Below are 24477 nucleotides of genomic sequence, written 5' to 3' on the forward strand. Positions count from 1 at the left end.
TTTGCATCGAGATTAATGCTTATCTGACGAGGATGCTTCGATGAGGAACGAACTATGCGCGAAGGCCCCGACATAGCCCGCATTGCCAGCCTGGTGGGCGATCCGGCGCGGGCAAACATGCTGTCCGCACTGATGGGCGGCACGGCACTGACGGCGAGCGAACTGGCACTGGAAGCCGGCGTGTCGCTTCCAACAGCGAGCTCCCATCTGTCGAAGCTGATGGAAGGCGGGCTGCTGACGCTGGCGAGCCAGGGGCGGCACCGCTATTACGGCCTCGCCGGCCCGCAGGTGGCTGGAATGATCGAGGCGATCACCGGCGTCGCTGCTGCTGTCGGGCCGCAGCGGGTGCGACCCGGCCCTCGCGACGCGGCCATGCGCGTGGCGCGGGTCTGCTACGACCACCTCGCCGGCGAGCAGGCGGTGGCGATGCTGGACCGTCTTGTCGCTCGACAAGTGCTCCTGCGTGACGACAAGGAGATCCAGCTTGGGCTGTCGGCCGCCTCGCATTTCGCCGCGATCGGCATCGACATCCATACCAAAGCGCGGCGGCCGGTGTGCCGTGCCTGCCTCGACTGGAGCGTGCGGCGTTCGCACCTCGCCGGCACGCTGGGCGCCGCCATTCTCGACAAGATCCTCGCCGAGAAATGGGCACGGCGCGAGAAGGACAGCCGTGCCGTGATCTTTTCACCGATAGGCAAGCAGGCCTTCGAGAAGACGTTTCTCGCCTGACGGCGCGCTTCGATGCGCTGGAAGGGTCAGCGTTTCACGGAAACGCCGAACCACTCTATCTTTTTGTTTTGACGCAATTCCGGACGGAAAACCGTTTCACACTTTTCCTGGAATTGCTCTAAAGCGCGTCGCGTTCGACCGGCCTCATGCGACGCGCTTTAGGTTCTTGTTTTGATGCATGTCGTCATCGCAAAACCGCTGCACACTTTTGCGCGACATGCATTAGCCGCGCTTGAGCGGCTTGGCCTGCTTGAAAAAATCCGCCCAGGGATCGGCTTGCCCGAGCCGCTTCAGCGTCGTCTTGTCGCCGATCGGAAAGGCGTTCGGCGGCAATCCGGCCTCGATTTCCGCCCAGGTCACCGGCATCGAAACTGTGGCGCCTTTCTTGGCGCGCGACGAATAAGGTGCAACCGTGGTGGCGCCGCGGCCATTGCGCAGATAATCGACGAAAATCTTGCCCGTGCGCGCCTTCTTCGACAGCGTCGCCGTGTATCGGTCGGGTGCCGCCTGTTCGAGCGCTCGGGCGAACTCATGGGCGAAGCCTTTGACTTCGTCCCAGTCCGCCGACGGCTTCAGCGGCACGAGGACATGATAGCCCTTGCCGCCCGAGGTCTTGACGAAATTCGGCAGGGACAGTTCGTCGAGCCGGCTGCGGATATCGAGCGCCGCGGCACGCACCGCCTTCACGTCGACACCCTCGTCGGGATCGAGATCGAAGATGATCTGGTCGGGTTTTTCCAGCTCGTCCGTGGTCGAGCCCCAGATGTGGATCTCGACGACGCCGAGCTGCACCAGGGCCACGACACCGTCGAAATCGCGGATGAACAATATCTCCTCGCCGTCGGTGGGATCCTTCATCACGGCGATCTTGTCGTGCATGCCGGCCGAGGCATGTTTTTGGAAGAACCGTTGGCCGCCGACCCCGTCCGGCGCCCGCACGAGGCTGAGCGGCCGGTTTATGACGAATTGCTTCATGCGCGGCCAGACCAGCGCGTAGTGATCGACCAGATGCTGCTTCGAGACGTTCTCCTCGGGCCACAGAAGCTTGTCCGGGCGGGACAGTGTAACCGCGCTTTTCGCCGCGCCTGCGGGTTTGGCGGGCTTTGGCTTCGGCTCTGCCGCGGCTGAGCGTGCTTTCGGTTTCTCCTGCACGACTTCCTCCGCCGGCTTGTCCTCGCGCAATCCCTGGAACGAGGCGTGGCGTATTATACGGTCCGACGTCCAACTGCGAAACTCCACTTCGCCGACAAGTTCGGGCTTGACCCAGACCAGCCCCTTGCCCCTTGGCACCGCCCTGTCGAAGGGCGAGGTTGTCGTCTTCAGCGCATCAAGCCTCTTCTTCAGTTCGTTGGTGCTTTTGGCCGTGAAGCCGGTGCCGACGCGGCCGGCATAGCGCAGCTTGCCGCCCTCGTGATAGCCGACCAGCAGCGAGCGCAGGCCGCGCCCGGTCTTGTCCGACGGCATGTAGCCGCCGATGACGAATTCCTGGCGTGCCGTGCATTTCGACTTCACCCACGAGGGAACACGGCCGCTGCGGTAGGGCGCATCGGCGCGCTTGGAGACGACGCCTTCGAGGCCCAGGCGGCAAGCGTGCTCCAGCATGATCTTGCCGGGCTCGGCAAAGTGGTCGCTGAAGCGCACGGCCTGATCCTCGGCCTGTCCGGCGAGCAAGGTGCGCAGCCTTTCCTTGCGCTCGACCAGCGGCTCGGAACGGATATCCTCACCGTTGAGACGCAACAGGTCGAAGACATAGTAGATGAAACGGTCCGTACGGCCCGCCGACAGATCTTGCTGCAGCAGCGAGAATGACGAGACACCGTTATCCGCCAGCACGACGATTTCGCCGTCGATGATCGCATCGGTGCATTTCAGGCCGCCAAGTGCCGCGACAATTGCGCCACCGAATTTGTCGGTCCAGTCGAGGCCGGTGCGTGTCAAAAGCCGCACCTCGGTGCCGGCAAGCTGCGCCTGCATGCGATAGCCGTCGAACTTCACCTCATGCAGCCAGTCCTTGCCGGGCGGAGCGTCCCGCTCCAGCGTTGCGAGCGCCGGTTCGATGAATTCGAGCCGCCTTGCCGCGACTGCCTTCTTGCCGGTAGCCGGCCTGTCGGACTGCCAGACCCTTGGCTTCTTGCCGTCGGCGGTCTTGCCTTCGCCGACCTCCTCGATGGTCAGGCCGGATTTCACCGATTGCGGCGCCTCCTGCAAAATGTCCTCGCCCGGACGCGCGGCGGCATCGTCGGATTTGATCAGCAACCAGTTGTCACGCTTTTCGCCCGGACGCGGCTTCAGCCGCACCAGATGCCAGGCGCCATGCAATTTGTGGCCGTGCAATTCGAAGTTGATGTGGCCTTTCTTCATTGCCTTTGCCGGGTCGCCATCGGGGACCCAAGTTCCCTCGTCCCAGACGATGACCGAGCCGCCGCCATATTGGCCCTTGGGGATAGTGCCTTCAAACGGCGCATAGTCGATCGGGTGGTCCTCGACGTGGACGGCGAGCCGCTTTTCGTGCGGGTCGAGGCTCGGGCCTCGCGTCACCGCCCAGCTCCACAGCACACCGCCATGCTCAAGGCGCAGGTCGTAGTGGAGCCGGGTGGCGGCATGCTTGTGGATGACGAAAATGCCACCCGGCTCGGCTTTCTTGCCGCGCGAGAGCTTGCCGGCCGGTTCGGCGGTCTTCTTGAAATTGCGCTTGGCGTGATACTGCTCGAGGCTGGCCATGGTCTGATCCTAAGCAGATTTGCGCCGAGCGGCTTTGGGCTTGGCGCCTTTTGCCGGGCGTCCGGTCTTTGTCGGCGCACCGGCTTCCGACGAAAGGCTCTTCTTCAGTGCATCGAAGAGATTGACGACGTTGGAGGGCCGTGGTTCTGCCTTTGTCTTCGGTGCCTTCTTGCCGGCCTTCTTGGCGCGGACCAGCTCGATCAGCGCGTTTTCGTATTTGTCCTCGAATTCGGAAGGATCGAACTTCGCCTGTTTCTCATTGACGATGTGTTCGGCCAGCCTGATCATCTCGGCGTCGGTCTTCACCGGCTTGATGTCGCCGAACACCATCTCGGGCCTGCGAACCGTATCGCCATAGCGTAGGGTCGTCAGCAGCAGACCCTTGCCCAACGGCTCGATGACCACCGGACGTTCGCGGCGATAGAGCACGATGCGGGCTAGCCCCGCCGTCTTCTTGGCGGCCATGGCCTCGCGGATGACTGCGAAGGCCTCTTCCGAGACCTCGTCCGCAGGCGTCAAATAATAGGGGGTATCGAGATAGATCTGCTGAATCGAGGATTTTTCGATGAAACCATCGAGGCTCATCGTATGCGAGGATTCGATCTGCACGGCTTCGATCTCCTCCTCCTCGATTTGGACGAAGTCGCCGTCGCCGATCTCGTAGCCTTTGATCTCGTCGCCTTCATCGAGCGGCTTGCCGCTTGCCGAATCGACATAGACGCGCTTGACGGTATTGCCGGTCTTGCGGTTGAGCACGCGGAACGAGACTTTCTCGGCCTGGGTGACGACATTGGTCAGTTCGACGGCGCAAGTGACCAGCGAAAGCTTGAGATACCCTCTCCAGGCGGGGCGCGGCGCCATGACAAACTCCCTGCGCGACAATGTTCAACCGAGAACGGGCAAAGCCCGTTCCGGTTCCGGCGGCGCAAAAGGCAAGTCCGGGGTTTCGGCCCAGCCTTGCCTTGAACTCAATTCTCTATCGCTGCCCTACTCGGCGGCTTGCAGGTTGATCTTGCTTTCCGCCATCTCGGTAAGCTTGCGGTCGGTTGCCTGCTCCTCCTTGAGATTGTTGGCCAACACATTGGCGCAGTCACTGCGGCCCAGTTGCTTGGCCCAGGCAATCAAGGTGCCGTAACGGGTCATCTCATAATGCTCGACCGCCTGGGCGGACGCGATCAGCGCAGCGTCGAGGACCTCCTTGTCGGCGATGTCGCCGCTGACGTCGTCGGCCTCTTCGAGAATGCCGTCGATGGCCGGGCAGTCGACCTGCTTGGCCTTCACGCCGTGCAGTTCGAACACCTGCTCGACACGCTGGATATGACCCTTGGTCTGGGCGAGATGTTTCTCAAAGCCGGCTTTCAGCTGCGGATCACTCGCCTTGTCGATCATCTTCGGCAGCGATTTCTCGATCTGTTTTTCCGCGTAGTAAATGTCGCGCAGCGTGTGCACGAAGAGGTCGTCGAGTGTTTTGATCTCCTTCGAAAAGAAGCCCATGGCCTTTGCCTTTCCATTGCTCTTGCGGTTTTCAGATTTTTGGCTGCGGCTCAACCGAGCACCACAGCTTGCGGAACCGGTTCGTCCCGGCACTGGGAAATCAACGTGCGGCTGACGGGCCGGTTCCTGGTTTTTCGACCACGTGCACGGAAATTTCGCGGTCCAGCAAGAACCTGAAACAAAACCGCGCTTCTGCGACATTCAGGCGAAACATATGTGATGCAAAAGTCACACTGGACGAAATGCCGACGGACTGCATGGAAACACCGCGAATCAGCCGCATTCCAGCCATGAACAAAGGCATTTTCGACCAGAGATTAACATCGCGTTCACCGACTATTCACGCCTGGACGCTATGATCCCCGCAATTCGGAAGGGACATCCGAAACGGGACAGGGACCGAGTAAAATGAGCTTCTGGAATCAAATCGCCGGCTATGCCGCCGCCATCCGCGAATTCGTCGCGCCGACCTATCGACCCGAGCGCTATTACATGCGCGGCCCAGGCCCCGCCTGCGCGCGCCGTGGCAACACGCTTGGGATCAGCGTGCACTGATGATGAGCATGGAGAGCCGTCACGACAGCCGTATCTGCCGGCCCGACGCCGACAATCGGTCAACGACCTATCGCGCCGAGCGCCCTGCGCTGACCGACAGACGGCGTGCGACACCGCCAAGCTTCTAACATTCCGGGCTTTGATCCAGCCGCCGGCAGGCTTAGTGTCGCCTGACACCAGCTGCCGGGCGCCACGTGATCGTCAAGCCGAACCATTCTCCTGAGCCGCCAGAATTCGAATCGAGTCGCCCGTTGATCGTGTTCGACGGTATTTGCGTATTGTGCTCGGGCTTTGTGCGCATGGTGGTGAAGCTCGACCGCAAGGGCCGCTTCCATTTCGTAACGGCGCAGTCGCCCTTCGGCGAGATGCTGTTCAAGAAATACGGGCTGCGGACGGATCGCTACGAGACCAATCTCGTCATCGTCGATGGCGCCGCTTTCACCCGCCTGGACAGTTTCGTTGCCGTCATGGCCGAACTCGGCTGGCCGTGGCGGGCGGCGCAGATCCTGCTGCTGTTGCCGCGCCCGCTTCGCGACTGGCTCTACGACCGCATCGCAAAGAACCGCTACGCCCTGTTCGGCAAGAAGGACAATTGTGAAATCCCTTCCGCCGAGGTGAGGACAAGATTGATCGGCTAGGCTAATTGCCGTGGCCGGAGCGGCGCTGGGCATTTTGGGGGAACTGCGGATGAAGGTTCTTGTCGTCGGCGGCTATGGCACCTTTGGCGGTCGCACCGTCGAGCTTTTGGAGGGCGAGCCGCGTCTGATCCTGTTCGTCGCCGGGCGCTCGCTCGCCAAGGCTGACGCGTATTGCAAGAGGCGCGCCCCGACAGCAGCCCGGCTGGTGCCGGCACTGTTCGACCGTGACGGCGATCTCGCCGCGCAACTCGCTGCATTTGAGCCTGATATTGTGGTCGACGCGAGCGGTCCGTTCCAGGCCTATGGCGAGGGACGCTATCGCCTGATCGAGGCATGCATCGCCCGGCGCGTCAACTATCTCGATCTTGCCGACGGCTCGGATTTCGTCGCCGGTGTCTCTGCGTTCGACGAGGCGGCGCGAAACGCCGGCGTCTTCGTGCTGTCCGGCGTCTCGAGCTTTCCGGTGCTGACGGCGGCGGTGGTGCGTCGCCTGTCTTCGGACCTGACGCGGGTTGACGGCATTCGCGACGGCATCGCGCCGTCGCCCTTCGCCGGTGTCGGCGGAAACGTCATTCGCGCCATCGCCGGTTACGCCGGTCAGCCGGTGCGCCTTGTTCGTAATGGCCGTCCCGAACAAGGCCGTCTGTTTATCGAGCAGCTGCGCTACACGATCGCGCCGCCGGGCCGGCTGCCGCTTCGAAACACGCTGTTTTCGCTGGTCGACGTTCCAGACCTGCGCGCCTTGGCCGCGCTTTGGCCGGAGGCGAGGACCATCTGGATGGGAGCCGGGCCGGTACCCGAGGTGCTGCACCGCGCCCTGATCTGCCTCGCCTGGCTGGTGCGCGCCGGATTGATCAGTTCGCTTTCGCCACTGGCGCCGCTGATGCATCAGGCAACGAACCGGCTGCGCTGGGGCGAGCATCGCGGCGGCATGTTCGTCGAGGTGGAGGGATCGGACCGCACGGGCGCCATCGTCAAGCGCTCGTGGCATCTCTTGGCCGAGGGCAATGATGGGCCGCTGATCCCGTCTATGGCGGTCGAAGCGCTGGTCCGCAAAGTGCTGGCCGGACATCAGCCGGCGCCGGGCGCACGGGCGGCGGTGCGCGATTTGGAGCTCCGGGATTATGAGGCCCTGTTCGCCGGGCGGACGATCTACACCGGCTTCGGGAACGGGGCCGCGGACGAGGACAAGCCGCTTTGTGCCGAGCTGCTCGGTGCCGCCTGGCAAGGCCTTCCCGAGGCAATTCGGTCAATGCATGACCGTACGATCACCGCCGCAGGCCGCGCGCGCGTCGAACGCGGGCGCAATGTTCTTGGCCGGCTAATGGCCTGGATGGTCGGCTTCCCCGGGGCAAGCGAGGACATCCCGGTTCATGTCCGCTTCGACACCGACAAGGACGGCGAGACCTGGACGCGGACATTCGGCAAGCACAGTTTTTCGAGCCTACAGTTCGCAGGCCGGGGTCGATCGCAACGCCTGCTGTGCGAACGCTTCGGCCCGCTGACCTTCGCGATGGCACTGGTTGCCGAGGACGGCCGGCTGGCACTGGTCTTGCGCCGCTGGAGCTTTTTTGGCCTGCCGCTGCCGATGTGGCTCGGTCCACGCTCGACTTCCCACGAAACGGTGGAGGATGGCCGCTTCCGCTTCCATGTCGATATCTCGCATCCGCTTGCCGGCATGATCGCTCGCTACCGCGGTTGGCTGGAGCCCTCCGGTGCGCACGGCTCCAGCGAGATCGTGTCGCCTGCCACCTTGGCCAATTCGCGGCAGTCCTGCGCCGTGCACAGTGTCCAGCCCTGACCCGTAGCGCCCGAGGCGGCGAGCACGAGGCGCCGCTTTGGCCCGACCTTGGGCGCATAGACCCACCAGCCGTCGCGCAGCGCCGAGCCCTGCGGCGGCTCCATCCCGGCGCCCGATCCCTTGATGCGGGCCTCGACCAGCTCCAGGCCGAACGGCAGCACCTTCCAGTCTTCCTGCCACTGGGTCTTCTCCACCGAATGCACCCAGGAGAGCGTGAAGGCAGCGACCGCGAGCGTCACCGTCTTGCCGGCCGCGACGATGCAGAGGCTCATGCTGAATTGGCCAGCGAAGCCTGCCGCGCGCGCCAGCAGTGCCAGCCGATCCAGGCAACGGACAGCGCCCAGCCCGCCTCGTCGGTGAGCGGCAGCGCCGCAACCAGCAGCACGCCGGCGGCGAACGCGACGAGGCGTTCCCACCAGGCCATGCGCCGGGCGAGAAATCCGACGGCCGCGGCGCCCCACAGGACGATACCCATGCAGGCTTTGATGACGATATAAGCGACCTCGACGGGATAGCCGAACTGGGCGGCGATCGGGCCGGGATCCTGCAGCATCAGCGCCGGGGTATAGACCGCCATGAACGGCACCACGAAGCCGGCAATGGCAAGCTTGGTTGCCTGGATGCCGATCTTGAGGCCGCTTTCCTTGGCCATGGGTGCGGCGGCGAAGGCGGCCAGCGCCACAGGCGGGGTGAGATCGGCCATGATGCCGAAATAGAAGACGAACATATGGCTGACCACCAACGGCACGCCGAGCGACAGCAGCGCTGGCCCGGCCAGCGACGAAGTGATGATGTAGTTGGGAATGGTCGGTATGCCCATGCCGAGCACCAGGCAGGTGAGCATGGTCAAAAGCAGCGACAGGAACAGATTGTTCTCGCCGATCGAGATGATCCAGCCGATGAAGGTCGAGGCGATGCCGGTAAGCGTCAACGTGCCAATGACGATGCCGACGATGGCGCAGGCAATGCCGACCGGCAGCGCGTTCTTTGCTCCCTCGGCAAGGGAATCCACGCATATGCGCAGCGTCTCGCGCCCGCCCTTGAAGGTGAGGCAGGCGACGACCAGCACGGCGATGACCACGCTGAGGATGTTGACGCCGAATTTCATGAAGGAAGCCGCGGGAAGCCCGAGCGCCAGCCAGAAGACGACGCGGAAGGCGAGCGGCCCGATCGATGCTGCCAGCGGCGTGCCGAGGATGAGCACAATGGTCAACGCCAGGCCCATGGTGCCGGCGAAGACCGGTGTGTAGCCGGCAAACAGCAGGTAGATCAGTGCGGCGAGAGGCAGTACCAGCGGCCAATGTTGTCTCACTGCATCCCACGGATTCGGCAGGTCGGCCTTGGCCATGCCGTGCAGCCCGGCCTTGCCGGCTTCCAGGTGCACCTGCCAGAAACACGCGCCGAAATAGAGCAGCGCCGGAATGATCGCCGCCTTGACCACCGCGGCATAGGGGATGTTCAGGGTCTCGGCCATGATGAAGGCAACCGCTCCCATCACCGGCGGCATGATCTGGCCGCCCATCGACGAGGTCGCCTCGACAGCTCCGGCGAAGGCCGAGCGGAAGCCGAAGCGCTTCATCAGCGGGATGGTGAACTGGCCGCTGGCCACCACATTGGCGACGCCGGAACCCGAAATGGTGCCCATCAGCGCCGAGGACAGCACGCAGACCTGCGCCGGGCCGCCGCGCCATGAGCCGACCAGGCCAAGCGCAAAATCGTTGAACAGCGCGATCATGCCGGCGCGCTCAAGAAAGGCGGCGAAGACGACGAAGATGAAGATGTAGGCGGCCGAGACATAGATCGGCGTGCCGTAGATGCCTTCGGTGCCATAGGCGAAGGTGTCGACGAGCTGGGCGAAATCATAGCCGCGATGGATGAAAGGCGGCGGCAGATGATTGCCGGCAAATGCGTAGGCGAGAAAGATGAAGGCAATGACGGCGAGCGGCAGCCCCATCAATCGCCGCGCCGCCTCGAAGACCAGCACGACCAGCACCGCGCCGACGATCAGGTCAGGCGTGGTGAGAAAGCCGGAGCGGCGGATGAGGTCGGCATAGAACACCCAATTGTACAGACCGGTGGCGAAGCCAAGCAGGCCGAGCGTCCAGAACACTGCTTTCGCCGGGACGCCTTTGGCGCGCAGATTGGCGATTAGGGCAAAGCCGAGCAGCAGCAGGAAGCCGACATGCATGGCGCGTACGACCTGGCTCGGCAGGCTGCCATAGGCGGCGATGTAGATCTGGAAGATAGAGAACGCGATGGCGATAAAAAACGCCGCCTTGCCGGCGATGCCTTCGCCGAAGCCAGGCGGCAATCCTTCGACAGGGATTTCGGCGGTGGGGGAAAGAATCGTCGGGGTTTCGGTCATTAGCGGGGTTCCTGGCGGGGCGCTCCCCTCCCCCTTGGGGGGAGGGTGGACAGCCGCCGAAGGCGGATGGACGTGTGGGATAACCTCAACTGCCTCGACCTTTGCCTGAACGAGGGAGCGCGTCGCCGAGGACCCCTCCCGGCCCTGCGGGCCACCCTCCCCTCAAGGGGGAGGGGACGCTTTACTTGATGAGCCCCTTTTCCTTGTAATACCTCTCGGCGCCTGGATGCAGCGGCACCGGCATGCCGTCGAGCGCCTTGGCCGGGTCGATCGCCTTGGCGGCGGCGTGGGCAGCGGTGAGCTGGTCGAGATGCTCGAACAGCAGTTTGGTCATCTGGTAGGCGGTCTCGTCGGAGACATCGGCGCTGGTGATCAGGAAATTGCCGACGGCGGCGGTCGCGACATCCTCGGTCTGGCCCTCATAGGTGCCCTTGGGGATGACCACGGAAAGATAGGGCGAGCCGATCTTGGCGACGTCCTCCGCCGGCACGGCAACGATGTTTACCGGCACTGAGGTGGCGAGGTCACGGATCGACGCGACCCCAAGGCCAGCCGATTGCAGCGTGGCGTCGAGCTGGCGGTTCTTGATCAGTTCCACCGATTCGGCGAAGGGCAGATATTCGATCCGCCCGAGGTCTTCGTATTTCAGCCCGGCAGCGGCAAATATCGTGCGGGCGTTGAGCTCGGTGCCCGAGGCCGGCGCGCCGACAGATAAGCTCTTGCCCTTGAGATCGGCGAGCGTCTTGATGCCGGATTCCTTGCTGACGACGATCTGGATGTAGTTGGGATAGATGGCGGCGATGCCGCGCAGCTTATCGAGCTTGCCTGGGAAGCCGGCTTCGGTATTGCCTTCGGCGGCCAGCTTGACAGAATCGCCCAGCGCGAAAGCGATCTCGCCCTTGCCCTGCTGCAAGAGATTGAGGTTTTCGACCGAGGCCTTCGTCGCCTGCACCTGGGTGCGCGCGCCTTCGATGCCCTTGCCGTAGATTTCCGACAGCGCGACGCCGAGCGGATAGTAGACGCCGGACGTGCCGCCGGTCAGCACGTTGATGAATTCCTGTGCCTTGACTGATACCGCGCCAAGGCCAAGCGACAGCGCCAGCACGCCCGCCGCAATAAATTTCGTCCTGAAATTGGGCATGCGATTTCCTCCCTGAAAATTCGGCCCGTGCCCTCCTCTGCGGCACGAAGCGAGGCGAGTTTAGACAGCGGGCGGGAAATGCCAACCCGCAATAGCAGCGATTAGACGAACGGCTAAGCAGTGCCCCAGCACATCGGCGCTTGCGCGAGGTCGCATCGCGGCCGAAAGATTTTTCCAGCGCCTGTCGAAATCGGGCAGGGCCGCGCGACATACGTCCGGCTCGCAACGATGCGGCCTTAGAAACGGGAGAAGACCATGCGATATATGCTTTTGATCTACGGAAACGAAGCGGGGATGGCAGCCGCGCCGGCAGACGCGGTGACACAGATGTCGAGCGCCTATGTCGCCTATACCGAAGCGTTGAAGAAATCTGGCGCCTGGCTCGCCGGCGACCGGCTGAAGCCGACGCAATCCGCTACCTCGGTGCGGATGGCCAATGGCAAGACCAACGTGCTCGACGGCCCCTATGCCGACACCAAGGAGCAGCTTGCCGGCTTCTATATGATCGAAGCGGAGGACGTCGACGCGGCCATTGCCTGGGCGGCGCGCTGCCCGGGCGCCAGCACCGGCACCGTAGAGGTGCGGCCGATCTGGGAACTCACCATGTGATGCCGGAACTGCCCGATACCGCGCGGGCGGCGGCGGAAGCGGCCGCCCGGCAAAGCTACGGCAAGCTGGTCGCCTATCTCGCCGCACGCACGCGCGACGTGGCCGCTGCCGAGGACGCATTGGCTGATGCCTTTGCAGCGGCGCTCGAGCGTTGGCCAAAGGCGGGGGTGCCCGACAAGCCGGAAGCCTGGCTGCTGGCGGTGGCGCGCAGGCGCCGCGTCGATGCGGTCAGACGGCGGCTGACAAGCGAGGCGGGCCGCGACCACCTCAGGCTGATCGCCGAGGAGATGGAGGCACGCATGGCCGAGGAAGACCTGCCGGACGAGCGGCTCAGGCTGATGTTTGCCTGCGCCCATCCGGCGATCGAGGCCGGCGTCCGCGCGCCACTGATCCTGCAGACGGTCCTGGGCTTCGACGCAGCGACGATCGCCTCGGCTTTTCTTATATCGCCAGCCACGATGAGCCAGCGCCTGGTGCGCGCCAAGACGCGAATTCGCGAGACAGGCATTCCGTTCCGCGTGCCGGAGCGGGCCGAGCTCGGTGAGCGGCTGGGCACCGTTCTGGAAGCAATCTACGCGGCGTTTGCCGAAGGCTGGTCCGACCCGGCCGGCACCGAAACGCGGCGCCGCAATCTCGCGACCGAAGCCATCTGGCTAGGCCGTCTGATGGCCACGCTGATGCCGGACGAGCCGGAGGCGCTCGGCCTGCTGGCGCTGATGCTGTTCGCCGAGGCGCGGCGTGCAGCCCGGCGCAATGCGGCGGGTGATTACGTACCGCTGGCCGAGCAGGATCTTGCACTATGGGACGACGCAATGATCGATGAAGCGGAGACGCTGCTCAGGCGCGCCGCAGCCGAAGGCGTTGTCGGCCGCTACCAGCTCGAGGCCGCGGTGCAGTCCGCCCATACGACACGGCGGCTGACCGGTTCTACCGACTGGGTCGCGATCAAGGAGCTCTATGACGCGCTGTCGGTAATCGCCGGCTCGCCGGTGGTGTCGATCAATCGCGCGGTGGCCATTGCCGAGGCCGAAGGTGCTTCGGCAGGATTGAGCGCGCTTGATCAATTCAGCGGCGACAAACGGCTGTACGACTATCAACCTTACTGGGCCGCCCGCGCGGGCCTGCTGGCCAGACTCGGCAACATTCGGGAGGCGAGCGAGGCCTATGACCGGGCTATCGGCCTCGAACGCGATCCGGCCGTGCGCCGGTTCCTGCAGGAACGACGGGCAGGGCTCGGCCGCGCGGAAAGACACTGAGACAAGGCGGAGTGCTTAGGCCGGCCACATGTCGTGGGCAGCATTCAGCCTCTTCATCACCCGATGTTCCCGCAAATTGGCCCACAGGCGTTCGATGTTCGGCCAAGCGGTTGGAACCTTCGCGACCTCCGGATGCCAGGCCACCAACATGACGAGATAGACGTCGGCCAGCGAGAGCCGGTCGCCGGCCAGCCAGTCACGGCCTTCGAGGGCGGCATCGAGAATGGCGAAGCTGCGATCCATTTCCGAGACCGCCGCCTGTTTGACAGCGTCCACGCCGCGGGGATCGGTCGTGTAGCGATGCGCGTAGAAGAACCGCAGGTCAGCCGAATAGATGACGGAGGACATGAAAAACATCCAGCGCAGGAAGTCGGCACGGTCCGGCGAACTTGCTGCGGGCGCCAGTCCTGCTTCCGGGTGGCGCTCGGCCAGCAGGATGCAGATCGCCGCCGATTCGGTCATCGAGCGTCCGTCCGGCATGATCAGGACCGGCACCTGGTTCAAGGGGCTGATGTCTAAAAAGGCCTGATCGAGTCGGCCCTTCGGAACGTCGATCTGGTCGAAAGGCACACCCACCAAAGCGAGCGCCGCCTCGACGACAAAGCCGCCGGTATTGGCACGCGTATAGAGCTTGTACATGAAGTCCTCCGCCAGCCGGTGCAAGGCCGGCGACGATCTGAACCGAAGCGCCGCTTTACTCAAGCGAGCGGGAGCCGCCACAGGTGTTTTTTCAGCGGGCCAGTGCTGTTATCTGGGTCCTCGGCGCACGGGTTGGAGCCTGTTGCCCTAGGTGAACTAGTCTAGCGCAAACCTTCGAGATTGGCTGAAGCCCACCTACCTTCGTCATGTATGGGGCGGAGCAGGAGCGAAGCGACGTCGCCGAGACCCTGGTCCATGCCGTAACTTCTGAGCGTCGCGACGGTGCAGAGCCTTTAGATGTCGGAGGACAGCGTGCATGCTGCCGATGTTGCAACGGCTTTCACATCTGCACCGCGGTATTCGTTGGCCACGCTCACGGAATGGATCCCAGGGTCTGCGCTCCGCTTCGCGTTCGCTCCGCCCTGGGATGACGAGGTGTCCAGACTCTACGCGCCCAATCCCTCGAACAGGATCGTCGAGAGATAGCGCTCGGCGAAGGAGGGGATGACGACGACGAGGTTCTTGCCCTTGTTCTCGGGCCGCGAGCCGACGACGATTGCCGCTTGCAGGGCGGCACCCGACGAGATGCCGACCGGCACACCTTCGAGCCGAGCGACGAGCCGTGCATTGGCAACCGAATCCTCGTTCGAGACCTTGACGATCTCGTCATAGATCGTCGTGTCGAGGATTTTTGGCGCGAAGCCGGCGCCAATGCCCTGGATCTTGTGCGGGCCTGGCTGGCCGCCCGACAGCACCGGCGAGGCTTCCGGTTCGACGGCGACGACATGCACCGAGGGCTTGCGCTTCTTCAGCACCTGGCCGACGCCGGTGATGGTGCCGCCGGTTCCGATGCCGGCAACGAAGATATCGACTTCGCCATGGGTGTCGTTCCAGATTTCCTCGGCCGTAGTGCGGCGATGGATTTCCGGATTGGCCGGATTCTCGAATTGCTGCGGAATGACGGCGTCGGGCAGCGTTGCCGCCAGCTCGTCCGCCTTGGCGATGGCGCCCTTCATGCCTTTCGGCCCTTCGGTCAGCACCAGTTCGGCACCGAGCAGCGCCAGCATCTTGCGGCGTTCGACGGACATGGTTTCCGGCATGGTCAGGATCAGCTTGTAGCCCTTGGCGGCGGCGGCAAAGGCGAGCGCGATGCCGGTATTGCCCGAGGTCGGCTCGATCAGCGTGGTCTTGCCGGGCGTAATCCTGCCCGAAGCCTCCAATGCCTCGATCATCGACACGCCGATGCGGTCCTTGACCGAGGCGATCGGGTTGAAGAATTCGAGTTTGGCCAGCAGATTGGCGACGACACCCTTCTCCCTGGCGAATTTATCAAGCCGCACCAGCGGCGTGTCGCCGATCGTCTCGGTGATCGAATTGTAGATGCGGCCGCGGCCGGGCACGTGTGTGGGGGTGGCGGGCTTGTTCATTGATTTTCCTCCCAGAGGTCAAGCGGCATAGGATAGAGCCATCCACCGCGCAAGATAGGCTGTCGATCGAAAAATATCCGAGTGAAGTTCGTGCTGAATACCCCCGCCCTTGCAAGGCGTGACAATCCCTGGGCGGATTGGCGAAAGAGGTCTATTGGCGGGCGGCAATTGCCGCCGCCGCACCGACCATGAATCCGGCGGCGGTGCGGTTGAGTGCCCTCAGCGCCCGCGGCGACTTCAGGAACCAGCGCGCCTTGGCCGCCAGCGCCAGATAGGGCACCAGCACCACGAGCAGGACGACGATGGTGAGCGCGACAAGGATCCCGTAGTCGACCAGCGTGATCGCCTTCAGATCGACGATGGTCGGGGTGATGGCGAGATAGAAGATCATCGTCTTCGGATTGCCGAGCGTGACGGCAAGGCCGGCTACAAAGCTGGATGCCAAGCCGCCCTTGCCTTTCTTTGCCTCCACCGTTTCGGGCGTGATGCCGCTCGTCCAGAAACGCCAGCCAAGAAAAGCGAGGTAAGCGACGCCCAGCCATTTGATGGCCAGGAAGACCATGCCGAAAGTTTGTGCGACGAAAGCGAGGCCGAGCACCACGGCAGTCAAATAGGTCAGGTCGCCGAGCATCAGCCCGAACGACATGGCCAGCGACGAGCGGAAGCCGGAGCCCAGTGCACGCGCAACGAGCGCGGTGACGCCTGGGCCGGGGATGGCTGCGGCGATGCCGAGGGCGGCGCTGTAGGCGAGGAACCCGGTGAGCGTCATGATTCGCGCTTGTCGCACAATGTTGAAGTTGGGTGAATTCCCTCGGGCCGGATTCGATTGCGCCAGCGCAGCAGGCGACACCGCCGTTCAGGAGCGGCCGTCTTCGTAGGTAACGCGCCAGATGGTGCCGTTACCGTCCTCTGTGACGATCAGCGAGCCGTCCTTGGCCATCGCGACACCGACCGGGCGGCCCCAGACGGCGTCGTTCGAGATGACGAAGCCGGTCATGAAGTCCTCATACTCGCCGGTCGGCTTGCCATCCCTGAATTTGAGCCTCACCACCTTGTAGCCGGTCCTGGCGCCACGGTTCCACGAACCATGCATGGTGACGAAGGCGTCACCCTGATAATCCGCCGGGAAGTTCTTGCCGTCGTAGAAGGCTATGTTCATCGGCGCCGAATGCGCCTGCATCAATACATCGGGGACAGTGGCCTTGCCGGCCAGGTCTGCCCGCTCGCCCTGATGGCGCGGATCCTCGTTATTGCCGATGTAGTACCAAGGCCAACCATAGAATCCGCCGTCCTTGACCGCAGTTGCAAATTCGAACGGCACGTTGTCGCCGAGTTCGTCCCGCTCGTTGACGACGCACCACAATGCGCCGGTGGCGGGCTGCACCGTCATGCCCGTGCAGTTGCGCAGGCCGGTGGCGACAGTTCGGGGATTTTTCCCATCCGGGTCAAAGGCGAGCACATCTGCACGGCCTTCCTCGGAGCCCCACGTTGCGCCGAGCGGCTTTGATTTCGCCCACGCGTCGACGCCGCCATCGGGTTGCTTGTCCATGTCCTCGGCGACATTCGAGTCCGAGCCAACCGATAAAAAAAGCGTCTTGCCGTCAGGCGAGAAGGCGATGTCACGGGTCGAGTGACCGCCCGACGGGATTTTGGCGACAATGGTTTCTGGTTTAGCGGACGCCTTTAGGTCACCGTCGCGATAGGGGAAGCGGACGATGCTGTCGCTGCTTGCGACATAGACCCATTGCGGCTTGTCCCCTGGCGGATAGAAGGCGATGCCATATGGATAGTTGAGGCCCTTGGCGAAAATCGCTTTCTCGATGGGTTTGGCGCGGCCCTCGGCCAGACGGTAGACACGTATTTGGTCGGCATGGCCGTTGGCGATGAACAGGTCGCCGTTCGGAGCGACGCGAACGACGCGCGGATTATAGAGTCCGGAGGCGATTATTTCGGCCGAAAAGCCCGGCGGCAATTCTGGCTTGGCGCTTTCGGGCCGCTCCGTCACGCCGGCGCCGTTCGAAGCGGATTGGGCGGGATCGGCTGGCGGCATGTCTTGCGGCCCGATCAGGCGGCGGACGCCAGGCCTGTCGGCGTGCCAATCGCCAAAAGCGGCTTCGCCTTTGAGCACCTTCTGATCCGACTGCCGGGCGGATGCCGGTGTCGCGACAAGGAGAGCCGCGGCAATGGCCGCAAAGCCGCCAGATCGGGTCATCAACGTCCTCCGGGATTCGCCTCGAAGAGGACAAACGGGATCAGGCATTGGTCGTTCCAAGCGGTCGTCCGGAACACGAGGATTTGAAGCCGAACCCCTTCAGTTGCCAGAGGCGTAGAAATCGTCATCAAGGCGCTTTTCCAGCGCGACCAGATCGGCCGGCAGCGGCAGGCCCATGGCCCGCATCTCTTGCAGCTTCTCACGCAACTGCTCTTGCACCTCGTGCTGATCCTCAGGCTGATTGACCATTTCCTCGAGCAGCAGGCTAATCTGGGCCTTGAACGATTCCAGCGCCATTCTTTTTCTCCTTGCGGCAGGCCGCGGCGGCTCCTAGCGCAGCATGCGCGAAATCAGCTGCGCGGTATAGTCGACCATCGGTACTATGCGGGCATAGTTCAGCCGCGTCGGCCCGATGACGCCGAGCGCACCGACGACGCGCGCGTCCTTGTCGCGATAGGGTGCCACCACCAGCGAGGAGCCAGACAGCGAAAACAGCTTGTTTTCCGAACCGATGAAGATGCGCACCCCCGGACCTTCCTCGGCGAGGTCGAGGAGCTGGATCAGCCCATCCTGCGTCTCCAGATCCTCGAACAGATGCCGCAGCAATTCTATGTCGGCCTGGGCAGTGACGTTTTCCAGGAGATTGGCGCGGCCGCGCACGATAAGCCGCCCAGGCACGCCGCTTTCGGCGCCTGCCCAGACCGCCAGGCCCTTCTCGACCAGATCCTGCGACAGCGTGTCGAGGGCTGCCCTGGTCTCTTCCTTGATGCGTGCGATCTCGACCCGCGCCTCGGCCAGGGTGCGGCCGCGGATATGGGCGTTGAGGAAGTTGGAGGCTTCGTGCAATTGCGAGACGGTGATGCCGGCGGGCAGATCGATGACGCGATTTTCGACGTCGCCGTTCTGCGAGACGAGCACGGCCAGCGCCTTGGTCGGCTCGAGCTGGATGAATTCGATGTGCTTCAGCGCCACCTCGTTCTTGGCGGCGAGCACGAGGCCGGCGCCGCGCGACATGCCGGACAGCATCTGGCTGGCCTCGGTCAGCATATGCTCCAGCGTCGCGCCCGAGCCGGAGGCGCGCACCTGCGCCTCGATGGTGCGGCGCTCCTCGTCGGAGAGGTCACCGAGTTCCATGAAAGCATCGACGAAGAAACGCAGGCCTGCCTGGGTCGGCAGCCGGCCAGCCGAAATGTGCGGCGCATAGATCAGGCCGAGATGCTCAAGGTCGCTCATCACGTTGCGGATGGTGGCCGGCGACAGCGACGACGGCAGGATGCGCGACAGGCTGCGCGAACCGACCGGCTCGCCATCCTTCAAATAGGAATCGACGATGCGCCGAAAGATGTCGCGCGAACGCATGTCGAGCGATTGAAGCGCGGGCGATTGCAGCGCGTGCGACGGAAGCACGTGCGATTGCGAACCGGGATCGACTGCCTTGGTCATTCGAGCCAAAAACCTCCGGCCCGAAGATATAGACTTCCGCGGCGGCGGCGCAACCGGTCCATTTTCCTTTGCGCCTAGCGCCCCGTGCGGCTACAAGCCCGGCCAAGATTCCGAAGAAAGAAAGAAGCCTGAATGCGCCCTTCCAAACGCCAATTCGACGAAATGCGCCCCATCTCCTTCGAGCGCGGCGTCTCCAAGCATGCGGAAGGCTCGTGCCTGGTGAAGTTTGGCGACACGCATGTGCTGTGTACGGCCAGCCTGGAGGAAAAGGTGCCGGGCTGGATGCGCAATTCCGGCAAGGGCTGGGTGACGGCGGAATATGGCATGCTGCCGCGCTCGACCGGCGAGCGCATGCGCCGCGAGGCTTCGGCCGGCAAACAAGGCGGCCGCACGCTGGAAATCCAGCGGCTGATCGGCCGCTCCCTGCGCGCCGTGGTCGATCTGCAGGCGCTCGGCGAGCAGCAGATCACCGTCGACTGCGACGTGATCCAGGCCGACGGCGGCACGCGCACCGCTTCGATCACCGGCGGCTGGGTGGCGCTTTACGATTGCCTGCGCTGGATGGAAGTCCGCCAGATGGCGAGCCTTGGCAAGGTGCTGAAGGATCACGTTGCGGCGATCTCCTGCGGCATCCATGATGGCCAGCCGGTCATCGATCTCGACTACATCGAGGATTCCTCGGCCGGCACCGACGCCAATTTCGTCATGACCGGCAAGGGCGGTATCGTCGAGATCCAGGGCACGGCCGAGGGCGAGCCGTTCTCGGAAGAGCAGTTCGCGGCGCTGATGGTATTGGCCAAGAAGGGCATTCAGCGCCTGGTCAGCCTGCAGCAGATGGCCGTGGACTGATCTTCAGTTTATGACGATGAGGTTGACGATCCTGTGACCCCTTCCGCAATCCTGGAATCAGCACTCTACGTGACGGATCTTGCTGCCGCGGAACGGTTCTATTCGGGCGTGCTCGGGCTCGATCCGCTCGGCAAAGTCGACGGCAGGCATCTCTTCTTCCGCTGCGGCGACGGCGTGCTGCTCATCTTCAATGCCGAGGCGACCAAGGTGCCGCCGGCGTCCGATGCCAAGCTCAAAGTGCCGCCGCATGGCGCCGTCGGCGAGGGGCATCTTTGCTTCGCCGCAAGCGCGGATGAAATCCCGCGCTGGAAAGCCCATCTTGAGGCGAAGAAAATCGCCATCGAAAGCGAGTTCGAATGGCCGCAGGGCGGCCGCTCGATCTATATTCGCGACCCCTCGGGCAATTCGATCGAATTCGCCGAGCCAAGAATCTGGGGCATCTGATGCATTCGCCAACTGTTCACTCGCTTGACGGGCATAAGATCGTCGTCGCCAGCCATAACGCCGGCAAATTGCGGGAATTCGCCGATCTGATGGCGCCGTTCGGCATAGAAGCGAAGTCCGCCAAGGAATACGGCTTGCCGGAACCGGACGAGACCGGCAGCACTTTCGAGGAGAACGCCCTCATAAAAGCCTTGGCCGCCGCCAAGGCCACTGGATTGCCGGCGCTGTCGGACGATTCCGGCCTATGTGTCGATGCGCTTGACGGCGCACCCGGCGTCTACACCGCCAACTGGGCCGAGACGCCGGACGGCTCCCGCGACTTCGGCATGGCCATGCAGCGCACGGAAGTGGCTTTGCAGGAAGTTGGCGCGATCACGCCTGCCCAGCGCAAGGGCCGCTTTGTCGCGGTGATCTGCCTGGCCTTTCCCGACGGCCAGGCGGAATATTTTCGCGGCGAGGTCGAGGGCATGCTGGTATGGCCGCCGCGCGGCGAGCTCGGCTTCGGCTACGATCCGGTGTTCTTGCCCAACGGATTCGAAAAGACCTTCGGCGAGATGAGCGCGGAGGAAAAGCATGGCTGGAAGCCCGGCCAGCCAACCGCATTGTCACACCGTGCCCGCGCCTTTCAGAAATTCGCCCAAGCCCGATTGGCCGCCGCATGACCATGCTGCTCGACCGCAGCCCTGGTTTCGGCGTCTACGTCCACTGGCCGTTCTGCGCGGCCAAATGCCCCTATTGCGACTTCAACAGCCATGTCCGCCACCAGCCGGTCGACCAGGAGCGTTTTGCCCGCGCCTTCGAGACCGAGCTGGCGACCATGCGCGGCCGCACGGGACCGCGCGAGGTGACAAGCATCTTTCTTGGCGGCGGCACGCCGTCGCTGATGAAGCCGCAGACCGTGGCGGCGGTGCTGGATGCAGTGGCGAAGAACTGGACGGTGCCTGGTGGCATCGAGGTGACGCTGGAGGCCAATCCTTCCTCCGTCGAGGCCGAGCGCTTTCGCGGCTATCGCGCGGCGGGCGTCAACCGGGTGTCGCTTGGCGTGCAGGCGCTGAACGACAAGGATCTGCGCTTTCTCGGCCGTTTGCACAATGTCGATGAGGCCCTGCATGCGATCGGCCTGGCGCGCGAGATTTTCCCACGGTTGTCCTTCGACCTGATCTACGCGCGGCCGGACCAGACGCCTGAAGCGTGGCAGACGGAACTCGAGCAGGCGATCGGCCACGCCGCAGACCATCTGTCTCTCTATCAGCTGACCATCGAGGAAGGCACGCCGTTCCATGCACTGCATGCGGCAAGGAAATTCATCATTCCAGACAATGAGGTTGCCGCCGATCTCTACGCGTTGACGCAAGAGATCACCGCCGCACGCGGACTGCCGGCCTACGAAATTTCTAACCACGCCAGGCCCGGCGCCGAAAGCCGGCACAATCTCACCTATTGGCGCTATGGCGAATATGTCGGCGTCGGTCCCGGTGCGCATGGCCGCTTCGTCGAGAGCGGGCGGCGCGTGGTGACGATCGCCGAGAAAATGCCGGAGACCTGGGCCAATCTGGTCGAGGCCAAGGGCCATGGCGTTACCGGCGGCGAGATCCTCACGCGGTCGGAAGAGGCCGACGAGTTCCTGCTGATGGGGCTGAGGCTGGCGGAAGGCATCGACCTTTCCCGCTACGAGGCATTTTCAGGGCGCGGCCTGTCGACGGCACGGCTGTCGGTGCTGCAGGACGAAGGCCTGGTGGCGCCGATCGGCAATGCCCGCCTGCGCGCCACGCCGGCCGGCATGATCGTGCTCGATGCGGTCGTGGCGGATCTGGCCAGATAGCACGTTGAAGAACGTTCTCTTCGTCTGCAGCCAGAATCGCTTGCGCAGCCCGACGGCGGAGCAGCTGTTTTCCAAGCGGCGGGACATCGAGGTCGCATCAGCGGGCACCAATCACGATGCCGACACTCCGTTGACGCATGAACTCGTTGCCTGGGCCGACATCATCTTCGTGATGGAAAAACCGCACCGCGCCAAACTGCAGCAGAAATTCAAGACAAGCCTGAAAAAGGCTCGAGTAATCTGCCTCGATATTCCCGACGACTATGAATTCATGGACCCGGCTCTGGTGGGCCTGCTGGAGGCGCGCGTCTCGAAGTATCTGGGTTGAATGATACATCGCGGAGCATGCGCAACCGCGCTTTCGAGAGCTGTCTCGACCAATCGCGAAGGTCTGCGGTGGTCAAGCCTCGTGCTTGTGGCGGTGTTTGGCGCGATCTTTTTCGCTGGTCTCTCCGGAGCGCGCCGGCTTGATCTCGCTTTTGTCGCGCGAGGCACGGTGCTGGTCGGCTGTGGGATGTGATGCTGCGCCATCGCGGGCGCTTTTTGTTTCGAGGCGGGTGATGAAAATGTCGAAGCGATTGGGCATCGTCCGGTCAGTGCTCCATCGTGCGGTCGGTTTCGTTTGCGGGCTTACTCTCTGCCGATCGCTGGCGTGCAAGCGGCTTCTTGGCTCTGCCATCTGCGGCTTCGGCAGGCAGGCCTTTGTCGCATGGCGCAGCGAAGCGTTTGCGGCCGGCATAATAGGGTTCGAAAACGTCCTGTATCGTCAGGCTGTCCATCCTGCTCCTCCCGAGATCAGGTGTAAAATTCGCCGGCAACGGTTTCGTTCCCTACTATGGCGAAGGCATGGCGGCTGGTTCACGTCGGCATCCCTTCTGGAACCCGGGCCGTTGCAACCCAGGCTTTTGCAACCAAGCGTGAGCCGTGCCAAACAGGGTCGAACGGAGTTGTGCAGGTGACCGGCGAATCGGCCAAACGCAGTTATGTGGTCGGGCAGACCGAGATTGCCGCCCGGCCGCTCGAGCCGGCGCTCTATCTGGTGGCGACGCCTATCGGCAATCTCGCCGACATCACGCTGCGCGCGCTGGAAACGCTCGCCGCCGCCGATATCGTCGCCTGCGAGGACACACGTGTCAGCCGCGTGCTGCTCGACCGCTACGGCATCCGCCGCCGCACCACCGCCTACCACGAACACAATGCCGGCGAGGCCGGGCCGAAGCTGATCGCGGCACTCGAGGCCGGGCAGAGCGTCGCGCTGATCTCGGATGCCGGCACGCCGCTCATCTCCGACCCCGGATACCGGCTGGTCGGTGAGGCGCTGGAACGCGGCATTCGTGTCGTGCCGATCCCCGGACCGTCGGCGCCACTTGCCGCTCTGACGGCATCCGGCCTGCCCTCGGACGCCTTTCTGTTTGCCGGCTTCCCGCCGGTGAAGACCGGGCAGCGGCTGACGCGGCTGGAAGCTTTGAAGGCGGTGCCGGCAACGTTGATCTTCTTCGAATCGCCGCGCCGGCTGGCCGAGACGCTCAATGCCATGGTCGAGGCACTGGGCGGTGACCGCAAGGCGGCGATCGGCCGCGAGCTGACCAAGACTTTCGAGGAGATGCGGACCGGCACCCTCCAGTCGCTCGCCAGCCATTACGCCGCAGCCGATACGCCGAAAGGCGAAATCGTCATCTGCGTCGGCCCGGCGGATGTGGTCGCTGATGAGCCTGAAGACATCGACCGGCTTCTGCTTTCGCTCGCCGCCGAGATGCCGGCCTCCAAGGCAGCGGCGGAAGCCGCCAAGATGACGGGTGGCCAGAAACAGGCGCTCTACCGGCGGCTGCTTGACCTCAGGGCCGGCGGAGACGGCGATGGCTGAACGGCCGAGCGCCAGCCGGCAAAAGGCCTACCGGCGCGGCCATCACGGCGAATGGCTGGCGGCGGCGGCGCTGATGCTGAAGGGTTACCGGATTTTGGCTCGCCGACACCGTACCAGGTTCGGCGAGATCGACCTGATCGCGCGGCGCGGCGATCTGGTGCTGATCGTCGAGGTCAAGGCGCGCCGCACCCTGATGGAGGCAATGGAAGCAGTCGGCCGCGAATCGGAGCGCCGCATCGAAGGCGCCGCCGATTTCTGGCTGTCGCGCCAATCCGACTACGGAAAATTATCGGTGCGCTTCGACATGGTGGCGGTACTGCCGTGGCGCTGGCCGGTGCATGTCGAGAACGTTTTCTACGGGCGGAGCTAGAGCGGTTCCCCCTTTGACGGAATCAAAGGGGATTCCAGATTTATCTGTTTTGTGATTCAAGATGCTGGCTGGAGTGGAGGCCAGCATCGGATGACCCG

General features: G+C 63.6%; 26 protein-coding genes. 13 read left to right on the forward strand and 13 right to left on the reverse strand.

All coding sequences use genetic code 11. The features are described 5' to 3' along the window. The first annotated feature begins 54 nt into the window (after positions 1–54). Positions 55–729 (forward strand): ArsR/SmtB family transcription factor, encoded by a 675-nt coding sequence (locus NKH13_RS08760; RefSeq protein WP_352716050.1) that lies wholly within the window; start codon positions 55–57, stop codon positions 727–729. A gap of 222 nt (positions 730–951) precedes the next feature. On the opposite strand, the gene ligD is transcribed toward NKH13_RS08760, so the two are convergent. The 3 genes from ligD to NKH13_RS08775 form a co-directional block, all read right to left on the reverse strand. Beyond that, positions 952–3450: a DNA ligase D gene (gene ligD / locus NKH13_RS08765; RefSeq protein WP_352912175.1), complete on the reverse strand. Its 2499-nt coding sequence runs from the start codon at positions 3448–3450 to the stop codon at positions 952–954. Between the two features lie 9 nt (positions 3451–3459). Beyond that, entirely contained in the window at positions 3460–4311 is an 852-nt protein-coding gene (gene ku, locus NKH13_RS08770) for a non-homologous end joining protein Ku (RefSeq protein WP_352716044.1), read from the reverse strand. Between the two features lie 126 nt (positions 4312–4437). Continuing rightward, positions 4438–4944 (reverse strand): YciE/YciF ferroxidase family protein, encoded by a 507-nt coding sequence (locus tag NKH13_RS08775; protein WP_352912219.1) that lies wholly within the window; start codon positions 4942–4944, stop codon positions 4438–4440. A 408-nt stretch (positions 4945–5352) separates the two neighbouring features. Between NKH13_RS08775 and NKH13_RS08780 the strand changes: the two genes are divergently transcribed. From NKH13_RS08780 to NKH13_RS08790, 3 genes are all read left to right on the forward strand, one after another. After that, the gene (locus NKH13_RS08780) at positions 5353–5499 is read left to right on the forward strand and encodes a hypothetical protein (protein WP_023718851.1); all 147 of its coding nucleotides are present in this window, start codon (positions 5353–5355) and stop codon (positions 5497–5499) included. A gap of 257 nt (positions 5500–5756) precedes the next feature. Continuing rightward, the gene (locus NKH13_RS08785) at positions 5757–6137 is read left to right on the forward strand and encodes a thiol-disulfide oxidoreductase DCC family protein (protein ID WP_352912221.1); all 381 of its coding nucleotides are present in this window, start codon (positions 5757–5759) and stop codon (positions 6135–6137) included. A gap of 49 nt (positions 6138–6186) precedes the next feature. After that, entirely contained in the window at positions 6187–7938 is a 1752-nt protein-coding gene (locus NKH13_RS08790; protein ID WP_352912177.1) for a saccharopine dehydrogenase family protein, read from the forward strand. Here NKH13_RS08790 and NKH13_RS08795 read toward each other — a convergent pair. From NKH13_RS08795 to NKH13_RS08805, 3 genes are all read right to left on the reverse strand, one after another. Next, positions 7827–8210, reverse strand: a complete 384-nt coding sequence (locus NKH13_RS08795) for a DUF1850 domain-containing protein (protein ID WP_352912179.1) — start codon at positions 8208–8210, stop codon at positions 7827–7829. The genes NKH13_RS08790 and NKH13_RS08795 overlap by 112 nt on opposite strands. Next, positions 8207–10303, reverse strand: a complete 2097-nt coding sequence (locus NKH13_RS08800) for a TRAP transporter permease (protein WP_352912181.1) — start codon at positions 10301–10303, stop codon at positions 8207–8209. The genes NKH13_RS08795 and NKH13_RS08800 overlap by 4 nt, the downstream gene beginning before the upstream one ends. Positions 10304–10484: 181 nt before the next feature. Further along, positions 10485–11444 carry a TAXI family TRAP transporter solute-binding subunit gene (locus tag NKH13_RS08805; protein WP_352912183.1) on the reverse strand — a complete coding sequence of 320 codons (960 nt, stop codon included), beginning with the start codon at positions 11442–11444 and terminating at the stop codon, positions 10485–10487. Between the two features lie 255 nt (positions 11445–11699). On the opposite strand from NKH13_RS08805, the gene NKH13_RS08810 reads away from it, so the two are divergent. Together NKH13_RS08810 and NKH13_RS08815 are read left to right on the forward strand one after the other, a co-directional pair. After that, complete coding sequence (locus NKH13_RS08810) at positions 11700–12053, forward strand: YciI family protein (protein WP_023718846.1); 354 nt, start codon at positions 11700–11702, stop codon at positions 12051–12053. After that, positions 12053–13309, forward strand: coding sequence for an RNA polymerase sigma factor (locus NKH13_RS08815; protein ID WP_352912185.1), 1257 nt, complete (start codon positions 12053–12055; stop codon positions 13307–13309). The genes NKH13_RS08810 and NKH13_RS08815 overlap by 1 nt, the downstream gene beginning before the upstream one ends. Positions 13310–13324: 15 nt before the next feature. On the opposite strand, the gene NKH13_RS08820 is transcribed toward NKH13_RS08815, so the two are convergent. The 6 genes from NKH13_RS08820 to hrcA all read right to left on the reverse strand — a co-directional run bounded on the left by NKH13_RS08820 (position 13325) and on the right by hrcA (position 19030). Next, the gene (locus NKH13_RS08820) at positions 13325–13948 is read right to left on the reverse strand and encodes a glutathione S-transferase family protein (protein WP_352912187.1); all 624 of its coding nucleotides are present in this window, start codon (positions 13946–13948) and stop codon (positions 13325–13327) included. A 446-nt stretch (positions 13949–14394) separates the two neighbouring features. Next, positions 14395–15375, reverse strand: coding sequence for a cysteine synthase A (gene cysK / locus NKH13_RS08825; RefSeq protein WP_023718844.1), 981 nt, complete (start codon positions 15373–15375; stop codon positions 14395–14397). A gap of 151 nt (positions 15376–15526) precedes the next feature. Beyond that, positions 15527–16144 (reverse strand): LysE family translocator, encoded by a 618-nt coding sequence (locus NKH13_RS08830; RefSeq protein WP_352912189.1) that lies wholly within the window; start codon positions 16142–16144, stop codon positions 15527–15529. Between the two features lie 87 nt (positions 16145–16231). Then, entirely contained in the window at positions 16232–17587 is a 1356-nt protein-coding gene (locus NKH13_RS08835; protein WP_352912190.1) for a PQQ-dependent sugar dehydrogenase, read from the reverse strand. 99 nt (positions 17588–17686) lie between these two features. Next, positions 17687–17884, reverse strand: a complete 198-nt coding sequence (locus NKH13_RS08840; protein WP_254818005.1) for a hypothetical protein — start codon at positions 17882–17884, stop codon at positions 17687–17689. 33 nt (positions 17885–17917) lie between these two features. Then, positions 17918–19030 (reverse strand): heat-inducible transcriptional repressor HrcA, encoded by a 1113-nt coding sequence (hrcA, locus tag NKH13_RS08845; protein WP_352469078.1) that lies wholly within the window; start codon positions 19028–19030, stop codon positions 17918–17920. A 132-nt stretch (positions 19031–19162) separates the two neighbouring features. Between hrcA and rph the strand changes: the two genes are divergently transcribed. The 5 genes from rph to NKH13_RS08870 are packed head-to-tail and all read left to right on the forward strand — an operon-like array spanning position 19163 to position 22473. Then, positions 19163–19879, forward strand: a complete 717-nt coding sequence (gene rph, locus NKH13_RS08850; RefSeq protein ID WP_292658263.1) for a ribonuclease PH — start codon at positions 19163–19165, stop codon at positions 19877–19879. 33 nt (positions 19880–19912) lie between these two features. Further along, positions 19913–20323 (forward strand): VOC family protein, encoded by a 411-nt coding sequence (locus NKH13_RS08855; RefSeq protein WP_352469079.1) that lies wholly within the window; start codon positions 19913–19915, stop codon positions 20321–20323. Continuing rightward, complete coding sequence (rdgB, locus tag NKH13_RS08860; RefSeq protein WP_352912192.1) at positions 20323–20985, forward strand: RdgB/HAM1 family non-canonical purine NTP pyrophosphatase; 663 nt, start codon at positions 20323–20325, stop codon at positions 20983–20985. Before NKH13_RS08855 ends, rdgB begins: the two co-directional genes overlap by 1 nt. Next, positions 20982–22145: a radical SAM family heme chaperone HemW gene (gene hemW, locus NKH13_RS08865; RefSeq protein WP_352912194.1), complete on the forward strand. Its 1164-nt coding sequence runs from the start codon at positions 20982–20984 to the stop codon at positions 22143–22145. The genes rdgB and hemW overlap by 4 nt, the downstream gene beginning before the upstream one ends. Positions 22146–22149: 4 nt before the next feature. Beyond that, on the forward strand, positions 22150–22473 hold the full coding sequence (locus NKH13_RS08870; protein WP_352912196.1) for a low molecular weight protein tyrosine phosphatase family protein: 324 nt from the start codon (positions 22150–22152) through the stop codon (positions 22471–22473). Between the two features lie 72 nt (positions 22474–22545). On the opposite strand, the gene NKH13_RS08875 is transcribed toward NKH13_RS08870, so the two are convergent. Further along, positions 22546–22803 carry a hypothetical protein gene (locus NKH13_RS08875; RefSeq protein ID WP_352912225.1) on the reverse strand — a complete coding sequence of 86 codons (258 nt, stop codon included), beginning with the start codon at positions 22801–22803 and terminating at the stop codon, positions 22546–22548. Positions 22804–23100: 297 nt separating this feature from the next. On the opposite strand from NKH13_RS08875, the gene rsmI reads away from it, so the two are divergent. Next, positions 23101–24009: a 16S rRNA (cytidine(1402)-2'-O)-methyltransferase gene (rsmI, locus tag NKH13_RS08885; protein WP_352912199.1), complete on the forward strand. Its 909-nt coding sequence runs from the start codon at positions 23101–23103 to the stop codon at positions 24007–24009. Further along, positions 24002–24379 (forward strand): YraN family protein, encoded by a 378-nt coding sequence (locus tag NKH13_RS08890; protein ID WP_352469370.1) that lies wholly within the window; start codon positions 24002–24004, stop codon positions 24377–24379. Before rsmI ends, NKH13_RS08890 begins: the two co-directional genes overlap by 8 nt. The last annotated feature ends 98 nt before the right edge of the window (positions 24380–24477 follow it).

This window comes from Mesorhizobium sp. M1348 (assembly GCF_040317925.1).
In the GTDB taxonomy this organism is placed as follows: Bacteria; Pseudomonadota; Alphaproteobacteria; order Rhizobiales; family Rhizobiaceae; genus Mesorhizobium.